We start from the raw sequence: 15042 nt of genomic DNA, 5'->3' as shown, positions 1-15042 counted from the left end.
TTTTTATAACAGATACCTCACATACACATATCCGCTAGCCAGCACGATCGAAAGCAGCATGAGCGGAAAACCGATTTTCAAATAGGCGACGAACCGAATCGGATGACCTTCTTTCGCAGACAATCCCGCCGCGATCAGGTTGGCGCTTGCTCCGATCAGAGAGCCGTTCCCGCCGAGGCAAGCGCCGATCGCCAAGCTCCACCAGAGCGGTTCTAGATTGTCGATGCCGCTGTGACCCATCTCTTGAATCAAAGGGATCATCGTTGCGACGAACGGAATATTGTCGAGGAAGGCCGAGGCGATCGCACTAAACCATAAAATGAGCATGGAAGCCGCCGCTACGTTGCCGCCCGTCAGATCAATCGCTCGCGCAGCGAGTTCGGCGATAACCCCGGTCTCGATCAACCCCGATACAAGCACGAACAAACCGACGAAGAAGAAGATCGTCGCCCACTCCACCTTCGTGAAGGCGCGCTCCATCGCATGCTCCCCGGTTAATAACAGCAACAAGAAGGCTCCCGCCAAGGCGACCGTAGCAGATTCCAGATGTAGCGTCTGATGTAGGAAGAAGCCAAGTATCGTTAACCCGAGTACCACCAAGCATTGAACGAGCAGCTTACGATCCAATATAAGCCCGCGCGCCTCTATATCCATTATCCGCTGCTTCAGCTGCGGGGTCGTATGAAGCTGTTTGCGGTAGAGCATGACGAACAGCGGGAGATATACGATCATAATAATGACGGCGATCGGAGCCAGATTGTTTATGAACGCCATGAAGGTCAGCTCCTTCACCGCGCTGCCGATCATAATGTTCGGCGGATCGCCGATGAGCGTCGCCGTCCCGCCTACGTTAGAAGCGATAATCTGCGTAAGGATATACGGGATCGGCGGCACCTGCAATTGACGCGTGATGCTGAAGGTGACGGGAACCATGAGCAGCACGGTCGTCACGTTATCCAAGAAAGCCGACCCGACCGCCGTGATGAGCGCCAATGATAGAAGAATACTTACCGGATTTCCCTTCGCCTTCTGCGCCGCCCAGACGGCGATGCACTTGAATAGACCGGTCTCCGCCGTTATCGACACGATTATCATCATGCCGACGAGCAAGCCCAGCGTGTTAAAGTCGATATGCGCCAGCGCTTCGTGCTGGTCGACGATGCCGACAACTACCATGAGCACGCCGCCGATCATTGCCGCGATCGTTCGGTGGATCGCCTCCGAAATAACGATACCGTAGATAACGAGAAAAATACCGATTGCCACATATGCTTGCTGATCCATTGTCCACCCATCCTCCCTGAAAAAACGCAAAAAGAGCCCGTCAGTGACAGGCTCCTCCAGATTGCGTTAAAGTATTCGGTTATTTCCATTATACCCCGATAAATAAGCATTGGCAATCGCTAACGTTGTTCTGAGAACCATACGGAGCATACCTACTCCCAAATACCTAAAAAGGTATCGACAAATTCCTTCAAACCTACTAATATTATTTCTTGTATATAGTGTGGGATATATTCCCTGTACATACACATAATCTCGTACATATAAACGGAGGAATCACCCCACAATGAGCACGCTCGTAAAAGTCAGACTCATCAGCGCCGCAGTTATCCTGATCTCCATCTTCCTGCCTTACATGAAGCTAGGCGACGGCTTTCTCAGCTTGAGCGTCAGCCCCTTCAAAATGATTACGACCGGCGTGTCGTGGGATGTAGAAGGCATAAAAGCCGTAGGATTGTTCTTCTCTATCGTTCCGGCATTGGGTCTCTTAACGCTGCTCCTTAGAAAATCCAGAGTTGCGGGCATTACGTTCGGCATTATTTCCACCTTGATGTCGCTTCTAATGATCGTCATCCTCAAAAACGCGTTCGAAGACTGGCTATTCACCGTAACCGCGGGATATGGACTTTATCTTGCATTCATCGCTTCAATCGTTCTCTTCATCTCTAACGTCGTTAAAGATAAAGGCGCTGTAGCAGCGAATGCGAGTAAAGCGGCTTAATTATTAATCGCATCAAATGTAAACCCCGACGCTTCCGCGCGTCGGGGTTTTGTCATGGTATGAGCTATGTTCGCGGAAAAGCGTACGCCCGTTGGTCTGATACAGCCCCGTCTCGGGCTATTGCAAGACAACAAAACAGGCACCCAACCGAAGTCGGATGCCCGCCAATGCCCACATTCCCTATTTAAGCTAAAATTTCATCGATCTTCTGAATCGCATCAGCCGACAAAGTCACTCCGGACGCGCTGGCGTTCTGCTCGAGCTGTTCGATCTTCGTCGCTCCGACGAGCGCGCTTGCCACGCTGCCATGGCGCAGCACCCAAGCGATCGCCAGCTGCGATAGCGTGATGCCCAGCTCTTGCGATAAGGCGATCAGCTTCTCGACCTTCGTCAGGTGCTCCTCCGTCAGGAAGTTCTTGATCCACATGTTCGACTTTGCGTCGTTCGCGCGGCTGTCTTGCGGAATTTGCTGACCGAGACGGTATTTGCCCGTCAGCACGCCTTGCGCGAGCGGAGAGAACACGACTTGCGAAATGCCGTTTTTCTCGCTCACCGGAATCGTTTCTTGCTCGATATTCCGATAAAACATGCTGTATTGCGGCTGATGAACGACGATGCGGTCGAGCAAGTATTTGTCCGATACGCGAAGTCCCTCTTGGATTTGTGCCGCCGTCCACTCGCTCACGCCGACGTACAGTATTTTGCCTTGACGAACGAGATCCTCGATCGTGCGAAGCGTCTCTTCTACGGGCGTATTAGGATCATAGCGGTGACAGTAGAAAATATCGACGTAGTCCATTTGCAGCCGCTTCAAGCTCGCATGCACCTGTTCGAACACGTGCTTGCGCGACAAGCCGCGATCGTTCGGTCCGTCGCCCATCGGCCAGTAAGCTTTGGTCGCTACGACGTACGAATCGCGCTTATGTTGTTTCAGCGCTTGGCCGAGCAACAGCTCCGCTTCTCCGCGCTCGTAGACGTTAGCCGTATCGAAGAAGTTAATGCCCAGCTCGAACGCGCGGTTCGTTAATTGCGCTACGATATCCGTACCGACCGAATTGCCGTACGTTAACCAACTGCCTAAGCTGATCTCGCTCACTTGCAGGCCGGTGTTACCTAATTTCCGATACTTCATTCGTATACCTCCATGCATATTATAGGGATGACGTCCTTGAACGTCTGTCTGTAAACGCGTGTTCATTGTGCGTAAAAGCTCTCCGCGAACGCGCGTTCACTCTGTCGTAAGCGTATCAAGTCGCTTATCCGCTGTCAACCGATACCGAGCTTCCTTCGTTCGCAAAATCAGCCGGCTTCGCGGGAAAGCCGGCTTCGCGCGCTATACCACTTTCGTCACATACCAGAACTCTTCGTCCTTGCGCACCGTAACATAGGTCGGTTTAATTTTCGACCAATCTACCTCGCGATCCGCATCCGTGGACGTACGGTAATCGAATTGTACCGGATAACGCACGCTGCCGTCGTCTTGCTTGACGCCCTTGCCGATCCGGTAACGCGCGATCCATGGACTGGATACTCCGGTAACCCAATTCAGTTCCTCGAACGTCTTACGCTGTTGCTCGCGAGTCGTCGGATCGAGTACGGCGTACTCCATTGCTCCGTTGCGCGTGCGTCGCGCTTCAGCCAACGTCTTGACCGCTTGCTCCGCAGATTTGGCTCCAAGCGCCCGTTCTAACAACGAGATGCGCATCTTAGTAAGCTCTTGCTCTTGCGACTGACCGCCATCCGATGCTTGAGCTTCCTCGGACATCGTGTCGCTCGGAGCCGGGGCGGGCTCCGCCGTCGGCATCTCCTCCGACGTTATCGTATCCGAAGCCGTTACGCTCGCCGCCTCGGCTACCGGCGATTGGTTCGAGTTTGCCGTGCCACATGCCGCCGACAAGCCGACAACAACGGCGCCTACGACCAGTAGATTTATCCATTTGTACATAAGTAAGCCTCCTCCATCTAACGATTAGACGAAGGCGCTTGGGATCCGGTTCTATCGTTCTCGGCAACGAGAACGCCCGCCCCGTCTCATGCCTTGCCGAACCTCTTCACCGACCGCGCCTTCGCGCGCTGCAATTCAACCTCTCGATCTTTAGCCGGCGCGTTCGTCACGAGCGAGTCCAACAACTTGCGCGCCGCTGCGGTAACTTCCTCGATCGCGAGACGGAACGCTTCTTCGTTCGCTTTCGATGGCGCGTTAAAGCCCGACAGCTTCCTCACGAATTGAAGCGACGCCGCTTGGATCTCGTCTTCCGTCGCCGGCGGGTTGAAATTATGTAGCGTTTTAATGTTTCTGCACATCGCGCTCACTCCACTATTCCCATTTTCAATTATTATAATGCCTGCCTTACTCTTCTCCATAGATAATTCCTCGTATTCTCTCCTCGCTCAGACAAAACCGCAAAGCCAGCTCGGTTACGGTCGCCCCTAGTTGGAACGAGTTTACGATCAGAGCATTGCGCTCCTTCAGTTCTTCTCTGATTCCCGTTTTCGTTCCCCAAGCCTTGCGTTGCGTCTGCGGGATGTAGAGGTGGCCACCTTGTATATATTTCTGGATTTCTTCCACTAAGCTCTGCGGCAAAATATCCTTAGCGTTCTTGTATTTTCCCATCGGGTCACCTATATGGACTTTACTAGCTGAATTTCATGCGGCGAGAGGAAGTCGAAGCCTTCCGATGCAAGCAGCACAATTGTCGTGAAGTGACGAGAAGATGCGCGCAACCAAACCCTCTCGGCCTTCATTTGTTTAATTGCAGCTAATGTTGCGGTAATGAATCGCCTCGTATCTTCCCTAGAAATCTCGTATTGGGGTCGAAAATGAACACCGAACGCAACGGTCAGAGCATCACCACGATGCTCCCATATCTTGCAATAGGAAACTGCTTTAATCTCGCCATCCCTATTATCCTTCAACGTAAAGAACAAATGATTCGGCCCGATGTCCGGATACTGAGAACGGTACTCTTCGGCCAAGTAATATTCCCGATCCTCATCCAAGATATCGAAGATACGCGCGATGTCCGCTATGTCTGCGAATGCGATATCGTCCATGAGTAGACGATCAGGACCATTCCATTCACGGAATCGATCATTAGCCATCATGACATGGTAATAACCATCGGTAACGAACCCTTCACGCTCCCACAGCTTAAACTCCTCATTACGAATTTGCCCCGGCTGCAGCAGCGTACCTTTGAATAACTTGTTGCCCCCATGCCGCTTAACGACATCCATACACATCGTTAATAACCCGGAAACCATCTTTTCTTCTCGCTCATCGTCACATCCAAAATGCACATATCCGTTGTGAGTATCCGGGGAGATACCCACGGTCATTAGTGCTACAAGACAACCATTGCGTTCTGCCACGAAGCCGTAATAGGGTAGATGTTTAAGAATATCCCCGCGAGAATCGTCCGTTTCCGGAAATAGCAAGCCTTTAAAGTTAGTACGACGATAGGACATGCCAGGCCTCAGCAGGCCCGCTCGTGCGATCGTCTTATAGCTTAATTGCTCCATTGCCTCGAAATCATCGTCCATTCGAACTTCTCGGTACAGCAGTCGGGTATCGTTCAACGTAGTTCCCTCCATCTCTTCGCACTTCAAGCATGCCACATATCCAATGGAGGCGATAGTTCGAACTTTTTTATAAAAAATCTCATTGCCAAATTTGGAAACGTATCCGATAATCTTTCGCGAGGGAAGCACGATGCTCTTAAGAAACATGGTTCGAGGAACGGCAACGCACGCTCCGGCCAACCGAATGATTCAGCTTTGGCAACATGCTTTATTTGCTTGATCGGGGCTATGCGAAGGTAGCGCCGGTCCGGCGCGCCAAGAAGCTGGGAGGACGCAATCGCATCCATCAAGTCTGAATTAAAACGGGAGCCGCGCGAGGACGGCCTTCTGCAGTCGCTTGCAGCTGCTCGCATTGCCAACCGGCGCAGGTCACATCGGTCTCGTCCACTACGATTACGAGATCGATAATATGTTCTACGTAGCTGAGGAGTCGCGCTATTGCGCCATCGACTTCGACGATGACATGGTTCACTGGTATGGAATGGATATCGCGTTTCGATGCCGAGCAGTCGCCGGATTGGTCCGCGCAGCTGAAGGGTAAGCTTCAGCGCGTCTGCGACCGGATCCGCGCGCAATACGCTTCCGTCTCGATGACGCGGTAACGACAACAACCCGTCTCATCGGAATAAACGCGAGGCGGGTTGTTTATTTTCCAGTTCGGGAATGCAGGATTTGTCAACAAGCTATCGAATCGTACGTCATTTTCCTCTAGGAGGGCACTTGAATGGGATTGTTCAGCGGCCTGCTCAATAACTATTCCGAAGTATCCGTACAAGAGCTTACCGCTCAGTACGGCGCTTACCTCATGCCTCAAGAAAAAATCCTAATGGGCTTCAAGCTCGTTCGCGATTCGTTCATGTTCACCGACGAAAGATTAATTCTCGTTGATCATCAGGGCGTGACGGGCAAGAAAACGAGGGTCGCGTCCATTCACCTTAACTCGATCTATGAAGTGACGATGGAAACGGCGGGTACGGGCTTCGACGATAGCGAAGTTACGATTCACTACATTACTTCGCCCTATTTCAAAACCAATAACGTAAGCACGGCCACCTATAAGTTCGAATTCGGCAAAAAGTTCAACGTTCAGCCCATCTACGTCGCGCTCATGACCATCGCCCACCAGAATAACAAGAGATTGAACGCCTAATCTCGACTATCGCCAACGACCGTCTGCGAAGACGGTCTTTTTGTATCCCTCTAATACTCCCGATCCTGCAGATCCTTATCCGAGAACCAGACCTGAATCTTCTCTACAATGCTGTCGCCCTGCAACGAGATATAAAATTCGTCTTGCCGATAGAGGTGATTCTCCACGCTCTTGAAGCCTCGCTCCCAAAGCTGCATTTCCGATGACGCGATGTCGTCTTGAATCTTAATGTCATAAATCGAGTAGTCCGCGTTCGACGAGACAATATTGCACACGGAGCGATAACAGGAGCTTTCGGAATCGTCCGAGAATCCCAACTCGACCTTATGATCCTCGTACGTTCTGAAGTGCCCGCCGAACCCTTCCTGATTCGTCCCCTGTCCCCATCGATCGATCACGTCTTGCTCGGGCATATCCAGCCGGATCCCGTCCATCCGTAATTGCTTATTGATATCCTGAAAATGTAGCCGAGCATCCATGGAAAAATACACGGCGAACGACACCCCGATTACGATGACGGCCGTAAGCAGCACGACAAGCTTTTTCCCACTGAACACGCCCATCGCCCCCGTCCGATTCGTTCTCGGCAGCTTAAAGCTCAATCCCGATCATCGCGCCAGCCCTTTGAAATAATCTCTGACCTCCAACCAATCGTTCACGCGTACGTATCCCGTTTCATTTTTATTGTGGTTCGCCGTAAATAGAATGCTCTGGCCCTCGAAGCCCTTGAAATGCCTCGTATTGTCGTCGATCAGATAGTCGGCGCGAATGATGCTCTTATCTCCGCAAAATACGAAGTTCATCTCGTTAAGGAACCCGAAATGCTCCTTCAACCATTCGTACTTGGCCGTGAAGGACGTAGGAACCTCCATCGCCGCAGTGGCAATGAAGATTTCGTACGACTCCGATAGCTCTTTGATAACCTCTTGGCTGTGCGGTATTGGATTCAAATCTCGGAAAAAATCCGGCATTAGGATCAATTCGAAGATTTCGTGAGCCAACTCCGGCCGAAGGTCTCTGAGCTTCTTGCCGTGCAGCTCCTCCATCGTAACTTGTTCGTTAAAAGTGCGATTAAACAACTCCAGATGCTTAGTCGAAAATTCCGCAATAACTTCGTCCATATCGATCGCGATTCTTTGCATGCTAACCTCGCCTGCCCCTGCTGATTATTAATGTCATAATTTTGTAATGCCGTTAACGATTCTGTCAACTTCGTTATCGATTTAGTTCGGACTCGGCGGCATGTACCGTATTGCGGAGTAGCGTCGCGATCGTCACCGGGCCGATGCCTCCCGGAACCGGAGTAATCGCGCTGACATGGGGCAGACAAGCCTCATAGTCCACATCGCCAACGTTGCCGGGATTGTAACCTGCATCCAATACGACCGCGCCCTGCTTGATCCACGAGCCTTGAACGAACCGCGGCTTGCCAACCGCCGCGACGACGATATCCGCCGTCTTCACGATCGAAGCAAGATGCTGTGTTTTCGAATGGCAGATCGTCACCGTCGCGTTCCGGTTGAGCAGCATGAGCGAGACGGGCTTACCCAGAATCGGGCTACGGCCGATGACGACCGCATGCTTGCCTTCCAGCGGCACTTCGTACGCGTCCAAGATCGATAGAATCGCTTGCGGCGTGCAAGGTGCGTAGCTCGGCAGATCGAACGCGGTTCTTCCGAAGCCGAGCGTCGTTACGCCGTCGACGTCTTTCCCCAGCTTAATGCGTTCGAAGGCTTCTCGTTCATCAATATGCTCCGGCACGGGGTGCTGCAACAGAATACCGTGAACGAGCGGATCGTCATTCAGTTCGCCGATGACCCGTAGCAACTCTTCGGTTGTCGTTGCGCTCGGCAAGGTAACCCGCTTCGAACGGATGCCGAGGCGTTCGCAGGCGTTGCCCTTCATTCTCACGTACGTAGCCGATGCCGGATCGTCGCCGACGAGTATCGTAGCCAGACATGGTGTAATGCCCTGCTTCGCCAACTCCTCCACTCTCGTCTGCAACTCGGATCTCATGTTACGCGCAACGGCCACGCCATCCAAGATCGTGACTTGTTCGCTCATCCCAATCCCTCCCGGTAAATAGAAAGAGGCAAGGGATGTTCCCTTACCTCTGCCCAGGCGTACGGCTCGTGACGCCGTGCGCTCCCTCGCGGTCATCCGCGTTCGCCAGTTACGCACGGCCGTATTCAGTTGCTACCATTGTAAGCCCAACAGGCTTCGTCGATCAATACCGTTATCGAACAATCGGCTTCTTTCGCATCGTCGATATTATTGAATAATTGATTGCTTATATATTGTATAGCCGATCTTCCGTGCCGTTCGTCGTCACCGCGCAATCCGGATATTTCGATTCGATGAATAGGCACACCTGAGGATAGAACCTCGGCTTTCCCGTAAGAAACCGAACATCCGCCGCACCCTTCTCTTGAATGAGCAGATCACAGATCACCCTAGCGCTGCGAATACCGCGGCCGACATATTCGAGAACCGGCGCATGCCATCTGTCGTCCAGCTCCATCCCGACAGGGAGCGCCGTATCTTCTTGTGCGTTCTCATGCGTGTCTTCTTGCGCATTCCAGCTGAAGAGATCCACCGGAGCAGGCGGTTCCGCTACGGGCACGACGCGTTGTATCGGAATAGACTCGGCACGACGGGGAGGCGCGACATGCCTTAGCTTGGCCAACTGCCTATTGAGCAAGGGCAGGCCGTGACTCACATGCATGCGCACGTCTTCTGGAAGATTACCGCGGCCGACGATCTCAGGATCGTTCTGCCAGCCGTTCTTCACTTTGAGCAGGAGCTCGTCCAGCTCGTAGTCGATCGCGTCGAACCCTTTTTTCACCGCAGCTACGACTTCCGCGTCAATCCCGAGATGCTCCTTCAGATGCTCGATGCCAAACTTCTTTGTCTCTCCGGTCGCTTTATTGTCCACCTGATGCTGGTAGCGCAGTTGCCGACCGCATTCGCAGCGTAGCTCTGGCGAGACGCATCCCGCGTCGATATAGCCCGTATAAATCCAATCAGAAAGCAAAAACTCGATGTCTTCCGGATTCGTGTTGTCCGGTATATGGAAGCCCTTGTCGCGCGCCATCGCGTTCGCGAAGCTCGTCCGGCGGCTACGGTTCAATTGTTTCGTTAGAAAATCCCGTTGCTCCGCGCTCAAGCTCTCCATGATCGCATCGCGTTCTTGCACCGATAGAATTAACATAGCTAGCTCCTTCGTAGGCGTTACGACGCTAACAACCGCGCAAGTCTATTCTAACGGTTGCCACGGCCCTTATTCATGCGGAAAAGTCGGTTTTAAATAGAGGCTGTCGCTTCCGTTAGACAAGTTGCGGTGTTACGCGCCTCGGCATATAGATCAACGAAAGAGCAGATCCAAGGATATGCTCCTTCACATGTTCCACAACGTTAGCCTGTATTCCTGCCAGAATTTTTTGACGAATATTGACGACTGCGTAGATCAGAATTACACTCTAATTTGTGTACTTTAACTTACTCTCACAGGAGAACAATCTATTATGAACATCAAGCTCGTATTGATCAGCTTATATATCGTATTGATTTACTGGATTTCATCGCATCTGCCGTCCATGCATGCTCTGTTCTATCCGACGCTCGGCGCGTTCAGCTTCTTGTTGGCATCGCGCGAGTTCGATATGAAGGAAGCCGGCCGCGTAATGGCCGGAGCGACGATAGGCTCGGCCATCGGAACGTTGCTGCACGCGGCGAGTCCCGGCGTTATCGGGTTACTGGCCGATACGCTCTTCGTCGGATGGCTGATCCATCGGTTCCGTTGGAACGCGCCTCCGATTCTCGCCGTCTCCATTATTCCGTTCTTCGTCGCGCAACCGAACCTGTGGGCCGCCCCCTTATCCGTCATGCTGTCTATCGCGGGCTTGATCGCCGTGCTGGCAGGGGCTCGACAAGCCGAGTCGCTATGGAGGCCGGTCTCTTTTAGAAGCACAATCGCTCCCGAAGCGGAATAACCTAGCCGAATATTGAATGCCAACGCCTACCCACCTTCCGGTTAATGACATGGAGGTGGGTTTGTTGTTACTCTGGATCTATGACGCGAGCCTTATTTTTCCTATTGATTTTGTTGAAATCTGTCGGAAAGCGTGTAGAATAATAGAAGATTCGCACACTTCCTAAACATTTACATTGCAGGAAAATACGCATCTCCGAATACTCCGACACCACACAACTGGACAACCTCACCTAGACCAAGCATTTCTTCCGTTCAGTAGAATGAGAGGATGGAAAGACGACCATGTACTGTAGCCAATGCGGATCGCATAATGATCCGAACGCCAGGTTCTGTAAGGGATGCGGCTCATCGCTTCCAAAGCCCGACAGCTGTAAGCAATGCGGAGAGGAAGTAAGACCTGGGACGGCATTTTGCGCCCGATGCGGTGCCCGCCAATCGAACGGCGCAACGCCTGAGCAGCCTCAGCAACCGCAGCAGCCTGCCCAGTGGACGCCGCCATCGCCATTGCCGGTTCAACCGCCTCTGCCGATGCAGCCTCCGACCGCATTCTTTCCGCCGAATTCGCCGTTGCCGCCTATAACGCCTACGCCTCCTTTGCCATCTGAGCCGACGGCGATAATAATGCCGACACCCGAGCCTATGCCGTATACGCAGTCGCCTCAACCTACGCCGTTCGCACAGACGTATCAGGCCCCGTCTCCGTTGCCTGGTCAGCCTATGCCGACCGCGCAAGCGCAATCGGACGCAGAAGTAGCCGCTGCCATCGCCTTACCGCTGGAATCTTCCGACGCGCCTGCCGCGTCCCGGAAATTCAACTGGCTGTATGCTTCGATCGCAGGCGTTGCTTTGCTACTAGTCGTGTTCGCCGGGCTTTATTTCTCAGGCGTTATTCTCAAAGACCAATCTACCGAGGCAGTCATCGACTCCCCGCCATCCGCCGCGGCATCCGCAACATCGTCGGCGGCCGAAGTGGCCGTCGCTTCGGATATGTCCTTCACGCTCGATAGCGTAGACTCGTCGGCCTATCCGACCATTACCTTGATAGTGGGAGTTCATGGTGCATACGACGACAGCGCGATCGCGGACGCCAAGGTTGCGATTACCGAGCGCGGTCAGCCTCAGTCCATTAAAGAGAAACACGGGAGCGCGAACGCAAAGGCGCTGAATATCGTCTACGTAACGTCCGTAACGAACAGCAACCCGCCAAGCGGCGAAACCCGCATCGTCGAGCTTGATATCGCAGGCAGCAAGCTGTCCGGCTCCTATCAATCGCCGGAGCAATCCGCCGTGACGATCGGCGACCTGAGCTACAATACCGATCAATATCCGAAGGTTAACGTGTATTTCTCGCTATACGACTCGAACGACAATCCCCTCGAGGACTTTGATGGGGCTCAGTCCGCCGTATCGATCACGGAAGACGGCACCGCGCCTAGCAACGTTACCTTCGGCAAGCTGGCGCAGCTTCCGCAGTCGATCAGCACTAACCTGGTCATCGACGTCAGCGGCAGCATGGAAGAGGACGACAAGCTCGCGCGCGTCCAAACGGCGGCAACCTCCTTCTTAAGCCAGGCGGAATTCGGCGCGAACGACGTTGTCGGCTTGATGCAATTCTCGGACGAGTCGAATATTCAGCAATACGACTTCACGCAAAACATCGATTCGGTCCAAAACACGATCAACGGCTTGTATACGAACGGTTGCACGGCGCTGTACGAAGCGCTTAACCAAGCGGTCAGCAACACCGCTTATAACGACAGGGACGGGCTCAAATACGTCGTCGTCTTCACCGACGGCAAGAACGAGCTGTGCGACGGCTCTACGAACTGGGTGAGTCCGAACACTGTCATCAACAACGCGCTTCAATGGGGCGTGCCGATCTATGCGATCGGAGTAGAACAAGACTCGGATTTGCAACGCATCGCCGAAGAGACGAACGGCAAATATATTTTGCTCGGGGACGACATTACGCAGCTAAACGGCATTTACAGCGACATCTATAACCGCAAAAAGAACCAATTCGTCCTGTCCTACGAATCGGCGATTGCAGGCAAAAAAGAGCGCAGCCTAGCGATTAATCTCAACTTGCCGAACCATTACTCGAGCGGCGCCGTTGCGGTCTCGCCGAAACTGCTGGACAATCGGGACGTATCCGACGCGATGCAGAAGTACCAAATCGCATGGTCTCAGGCGATGAACGCCCGTTCCATGGATCCGCTAGTTCCGTACGTCACTTTGCCTCTAGATGCGCTAGACAAAAACTCGGTGTACAACATCGTCGACGCTCAAATTAACGGAGACATTACGTCTTCCGGTTCGCGCTCCGGTGGACTTGTTAATCTCAAGTACGACGAATCCGTCGTCTACAACATTCCGGACTATAAGCTCGTAGACGCCAACAAAGTATCGAACGACCTCTATCAGCTTCGGGTCGAGAAGCGCGTACAACGCGATGCGACCGTGCTCGTGAACCGGAACAAGCCGGAGCTCGGCACGTATCCTCCGCTGACGACGTACAAAGAAACCGCCTATACGTACAACGTCGTGCGCGATGACGGAGCTTGGAAAGTCCAATCCGTCGAAGAAGAGAACGTGGTACCGGTCTGCTACATGGATAGTACCTATACGGAGAAGTACGACCGTCAAGACCACGCCAACACGCAGGCGAACGGCAACTGTCCGGGTGTCGCGCCGAAAGAACGCTAACAAAGCAAGGAGCCTAGCAAGATGTCCGTGAACAAAATAATCGTATCGTTATTCGTCGTGTTGCTGATTGCTATCGTCTCGATCTATACGAGCAATCGCAGCGACGTGAAAAGTTTGAGCGCTCCTCCAGCGCTTCCGCAACAAACCGCCGACGCAAGTCCGACGACTCCGGCGGCCACGCCTAGCGAGATGCCGGCGAGCCCTGTCGCCTCGGCAGCCGCATCCGCTAGCGAATTAACGGAGCAGGCTGAGCAAGCCGCTTCGCCAGTAGCTTCGGAAAGCACGAAGGATGAGCACCGCGACAAAATGCCGGCTTGCCCGCTGTACGTAAGCAAAGATCCGAAGACGAAGCTTGCGGAAAGCTACGTACCGCCGGATCTGAAGCAAGTCGCCAGCCCCAAGGCTTATGACATCAAGAAGAAGCTTGCGGAAAACCTGAAGCCGGACGATGAAGAATCGCTATACAACGAGACGCTCCTGACTAAGCAAGCCGGCGAAGCGCTGGATACCCTGATCGCGGCGGCGGACAAGGAAAAGATCGAACTCGTCGCGTACTCCGGCTACCGCAGCTACAATACGCAGCGGCTTGTTTACGAGCGGTACGTGAACAGCATCGGCCAGGAGGAAGCGGATAAGATCAGCGCCGTTCCGGGCCATAGCGAGCACCAAACCGGGTTGGCAATGGACATTACGTCCAAAAAGCTTGTCGATATCTATAGCAAAGACAAAACGAAGAGCCCGCTGCAGCAATCGTTCGGCGAGGACCCGGAAGGCAAATGGTTAGCCGAGAACGCCCACAAGTTCGGTTTCATCATGAGCTATCCCGAAGACAAAGAGGACAAGACCGGCTATAGCTACGAGCCTTGGCATTATCGTTATGTCGGCGTCGATGTAGCGAGCATCATCTACTCGAGCAACGAGACGTTGGGCGAGTACGTGAGCGAGAGCTGCGGAGCGACGGAATAGTCGCGCTTATAGCGAAAAGCGACCCTTAGGGGTCGTTTTTTTGATGTACAGCTACGCGCGCGCGATGAGTGACCGGCGTAGGGGCGTATAACGTTATCCCATCATCTTATTGTTGCCTTAAGTTGCTCTTGCGCTGGAATAGCGTTACGGGATAATGTTATCGATCGTTACAATGCGCGTCTCCGCCGATTTGAAACACAAAAAAGCACCCCGCAAAGGGTGCTTCTTCGTATGCTCCTGCCTGGCGACGTCCTACTCTCCCAGGACCCTGCGGTCCAAGTACCATCGGCGCTGGAGGTCTTAACGGTCGTGTTCGGGATGGGAACGCGTGGAACCCCTCCGCCATCATTACCAGACCAGAAGTCATTAGATCAAGGCTTGCGCCGTCGCTCGACGGAGTCGAGGCGAACCGCAGACCGTAGGCAGCATTGCGAAGCAATGCGTTACGGGTCTTGCGCCTTGAAAACTGGATGCGAAATCGTGCAGCTTTAGCTGGCACGAACCGTATAGCCTGTTACGGCGATACGATCAAAGCGATTGGTGAAAGTGTATGAAACATCGTTAGCTTACCTAGTCATTAGGATAAGCCCTCGACCGATTAGTACCCGTCAGCTGCACGCATTGCTGCGCTTCCACCCC

Annotated in this window: 16 protein-coding genes, 1 rRNA gene, 1 pseudogene and 1 riboswitch; of the genes and pseudogenes, 7 read left to right on the top strand and 11 right to left on the bottom strand. The window is 53.2% G+C overall.

The window, feature by feature from the left end; all coding sequences use genetic code 11:
• Positions 1-3: 3 nt before the first annotated feature.
• Entirely contained in the window at positions 4-1284 is a 1281-nt protein-coding gene (locus ACFPQ4_RS06065; RefSeq protein WP_378110889.1) for an ArsB/NhaD family transporter, read from the bottom strand.
• A gap of 286 nt (positions 1285-1570) precedes the next feature.
• On the opposite strand from ACFPQ4_RS06065, the gene ACFPQ4_RS06060 reads away from it, so the two are divergent.
• Entirely contained in the window at positions 1571-2005 is a 435-nt protein-coding gene (locus ACFPQ4_RS06060) for a hypothetical protein (protein ID WP_378110888.1), read from the top strand.
• A gap of 184 nt (positions 2006-2189) precedes the next feature.
• Here ACFPQ4_RS06060 and ACFPQ4_RS06055 read toward each other — a convergent pair whose 3' ends face one another.
• The 5 genes from ACFPQ4_RS06055 to ACFPQ4_RS06035 form a co-directional block, all read right to left on the bottom strand.
• Positions 2190-3137: an aldo/keto reductase family protein gene (locus tag ACFPQ4_RS06055; protein ID WP_378110887.1), complete on the bottom strand. Its 948-nt coding sequence runs from the start codon at positions 3135-3137 to the stop codon at positions 2190-2192.
• Between the two features lie 201 nt (positions 3138-3338).
• Complete coding sequence (locus ACFPQ4_RS06050) at positions 3339-3950, bottom strand: hypothetical protein (protein WP_378110886.1); 612 nt, start codon at positions 3948-3950, stop codon at positions 3339-3341.
• An 86-nt stretch (positions 3951-4036) separates the two neighbouring features.
• Positions 4037-4309, bottom strand: coding sequence for a DUF2277 domain-containing protein (locus ACFPQ4_RS06045; RefSeq protein WP_378110885.1), 273 nt, complete (start codon positions 4307-4309; stop codon positions 4037-4039).
• A 46-nt stretch (positions 4310-4355) separates the two neighbouring features.
• Positions 4356-4619, bottom strand: coding sequence for a CD3324 family protein (locus ACFPQ4_RS06040; protein ID WP_378110884.1), 264 nt, complete (start codon positions 4617-4619; stop codon positions 4356-4358).
• Between the two features lie 8 nt (positions 4620-4627).
• Positions 4628-5584: a hypothetical protein gene (locus ACFPQ4_RS06035; RefSeq protein WP_378110883.1), complete on the bottom strand. Its 957-nt coding sequence runs from the start codon at positions 5582-5584 to the stop codon at positions 4628-4630.
• 479 nt (positions 5585-6063) lie between these two features.
• Between ACFPQ4_RS06035 and ACFPQ4_RS06030 the strand changes: the two genes are divergently transcribed.
• Both ACFPQ4_RS06030 and ACFPQ4_RS06025 read left to right on the top strand, forming a co-directional pair.
• Positions 6064-6189: a hypothetical protein gene (locus ACFPQ4_RS06030; protein WP_378110882.1), complete on the top strand. Its 126-nt coding sequence runs from the start codon at positions 6064-6066 to the stop codon at positions 6187-6189.
• A 122-nt stretch (positions 6190-6311) separates the two neighbouring features.
• The gene (locus ACFPQ4_RS06025) at positions 6312-6737 is read left to right on the top strand and encodes a PH domain-containing protein (RefSeq protein ID WP_378110881.1); all 426 of its coding nucleotides are present in this window, start codon (positions 6312-6314) and stop codon (positions 6735-6737) included.
• A 50-nt stretch (positions 6738-6787) separates the two neighbouring features.
• Here the strand turns inward: ACFPQ4_RS06025 and ACFPQ4_RS06020 are convergent, their stop codons facing one another.
• The 4 genes from ACFPQ4_RS06020 to ACFPQ4_RS06005 form a co-directional block, all read right to left on the bottom strand.
• The gene (locus tag ACFPQ4_RS06020; protein ID WP_378110880.1) at positions 6788-7339 is read right to left on the bottom strand and encodes a hypothetical protein; all 552 of its coding nucleotides are present in this window, start codon (positions 7337-7339) and stop codon (positions 6788-6790) included.
• Between the two features lie 6 nt (positions 7340-7345).
• Positions 7346-7879 carry a 5' nucleotidase, NT5C type gene (locus ACFPQ4_RS06015; protein ID WP_378110879.1) on the bottom strand — a complete coding sequence of 178 codons (534 nt, stop codon included), beginning with the start codon at positions 7877-7879 and terminating at the stop codon, positions 7346-7348.
• Between the two features lie 73 nt (positions 7880-7952).
• Entirely contained in the window at positions 7953-8801 is an 849-nt protein-coding gene (locus ACFPQ4_RS06010) for a bifunctional 5,10-methylenetetrahydrofolate dehydrogenase/5,10-methenyltetrahydrofolate cyclohydrolase (protein WP_378110878.1), read from the bottom strand.
• A gap of 44 nt (positions 8802-8845) precedes the next feature.
• Positions 8846-8924: riboswitch (ZMP/ZTP riboswitch) on the bottom strand.
• A gap of 103 nt (positions 8925-9027) precedes the next feature.
• Positions 9028-9948 carry a DUF3895 domain-containing protein gene (locus ACFPQ4_RS06005; RefSeq protein WP_378110877.1) on the bottom strand — a complete coding sequence of 307 codons (921 nt, stop codon included), beginning with the start codon at positions 9946-9948 and terminating at the stop codon, positions 9028-9030.
• A 313-nt stretch (positions 9949-10261) separates the two neighbouring features.
• Between ACFPQ4_RS06005 and ACFPQ4_RS06000 the strand changes: the two genes are divergently transcribed.
• From ACFPQ4_RS06000 to ACFPQ4_RS05985, 4 genes and pseudogenes are all read left to right on the top strand, one after another.
• Positions 10262-10729, top strand: coding sequence for a hypothetical protein (locus ACFPQ4_RS06000; protein ID WP_378110876.1), 468 nt, complete (start codon positions 10262-10264; stop codon positions 10727-10729).
• 284 nt (positions 10730-11013) lie between these two features.
• Positions 11014-11145 (top strand): annotated as a pseudogene (locus tag ACFPQ4_RS05995) (zinc-ribbon domain-containing protein); the annotation flags it as partial.
• Between the two features lie 207 nt (positions 11146-11352).
• On the top strand, positions 11353-13437 hold the full coding sequence (locus ACFPQ4_RS05990) for a vWA domain-containing protein (RefSeq protein WP_378110962.1): 2085 nt from the start codon (positions 11353-11355) through the stop codon (positions 13435-13437).
• A gap of 21 nt (positions 13438-13458) precedes the next feature.
• Positions 13459-14403: a M15 family metallopeptidase gene (locus tag ACFPQ4_RS05985; RefSeq protein ID WP_378110875.1), complete on the top strand. Its 945-nt coding sequence runs from the start codon at positions 13459-13461 to the stop codon at positions 14401-14403.
• Positions 14404-14642: 239 nt separating this feature from the next.
• Here the strand turns inward: ACFPQ4_RS05985 and rrf are convergent.
• Positions 14643-14759, bottom strand: a 5S ribosomal RNA gene (rrf, locus tag ACFPQ4_RS05980).
• Between the last annotated feature and the right edge of the window lie 283 nt (positions 14760-15042).

It is taken from the genome of Cohnella yongneupensis (assembly GCF_042655785.1).
GTDB classification, from domain to species: Bacteria; Bacillota; Bacilli; order Paenibacillales; family Paenibacillaceae; genus Cohnella; species Cohnella yongneupensis.
The sequence above is the reverse complement of the archived record's forward strand: the minus strand, read 5'-3'. Positions and strand labels throughout refer to the sequence as shown.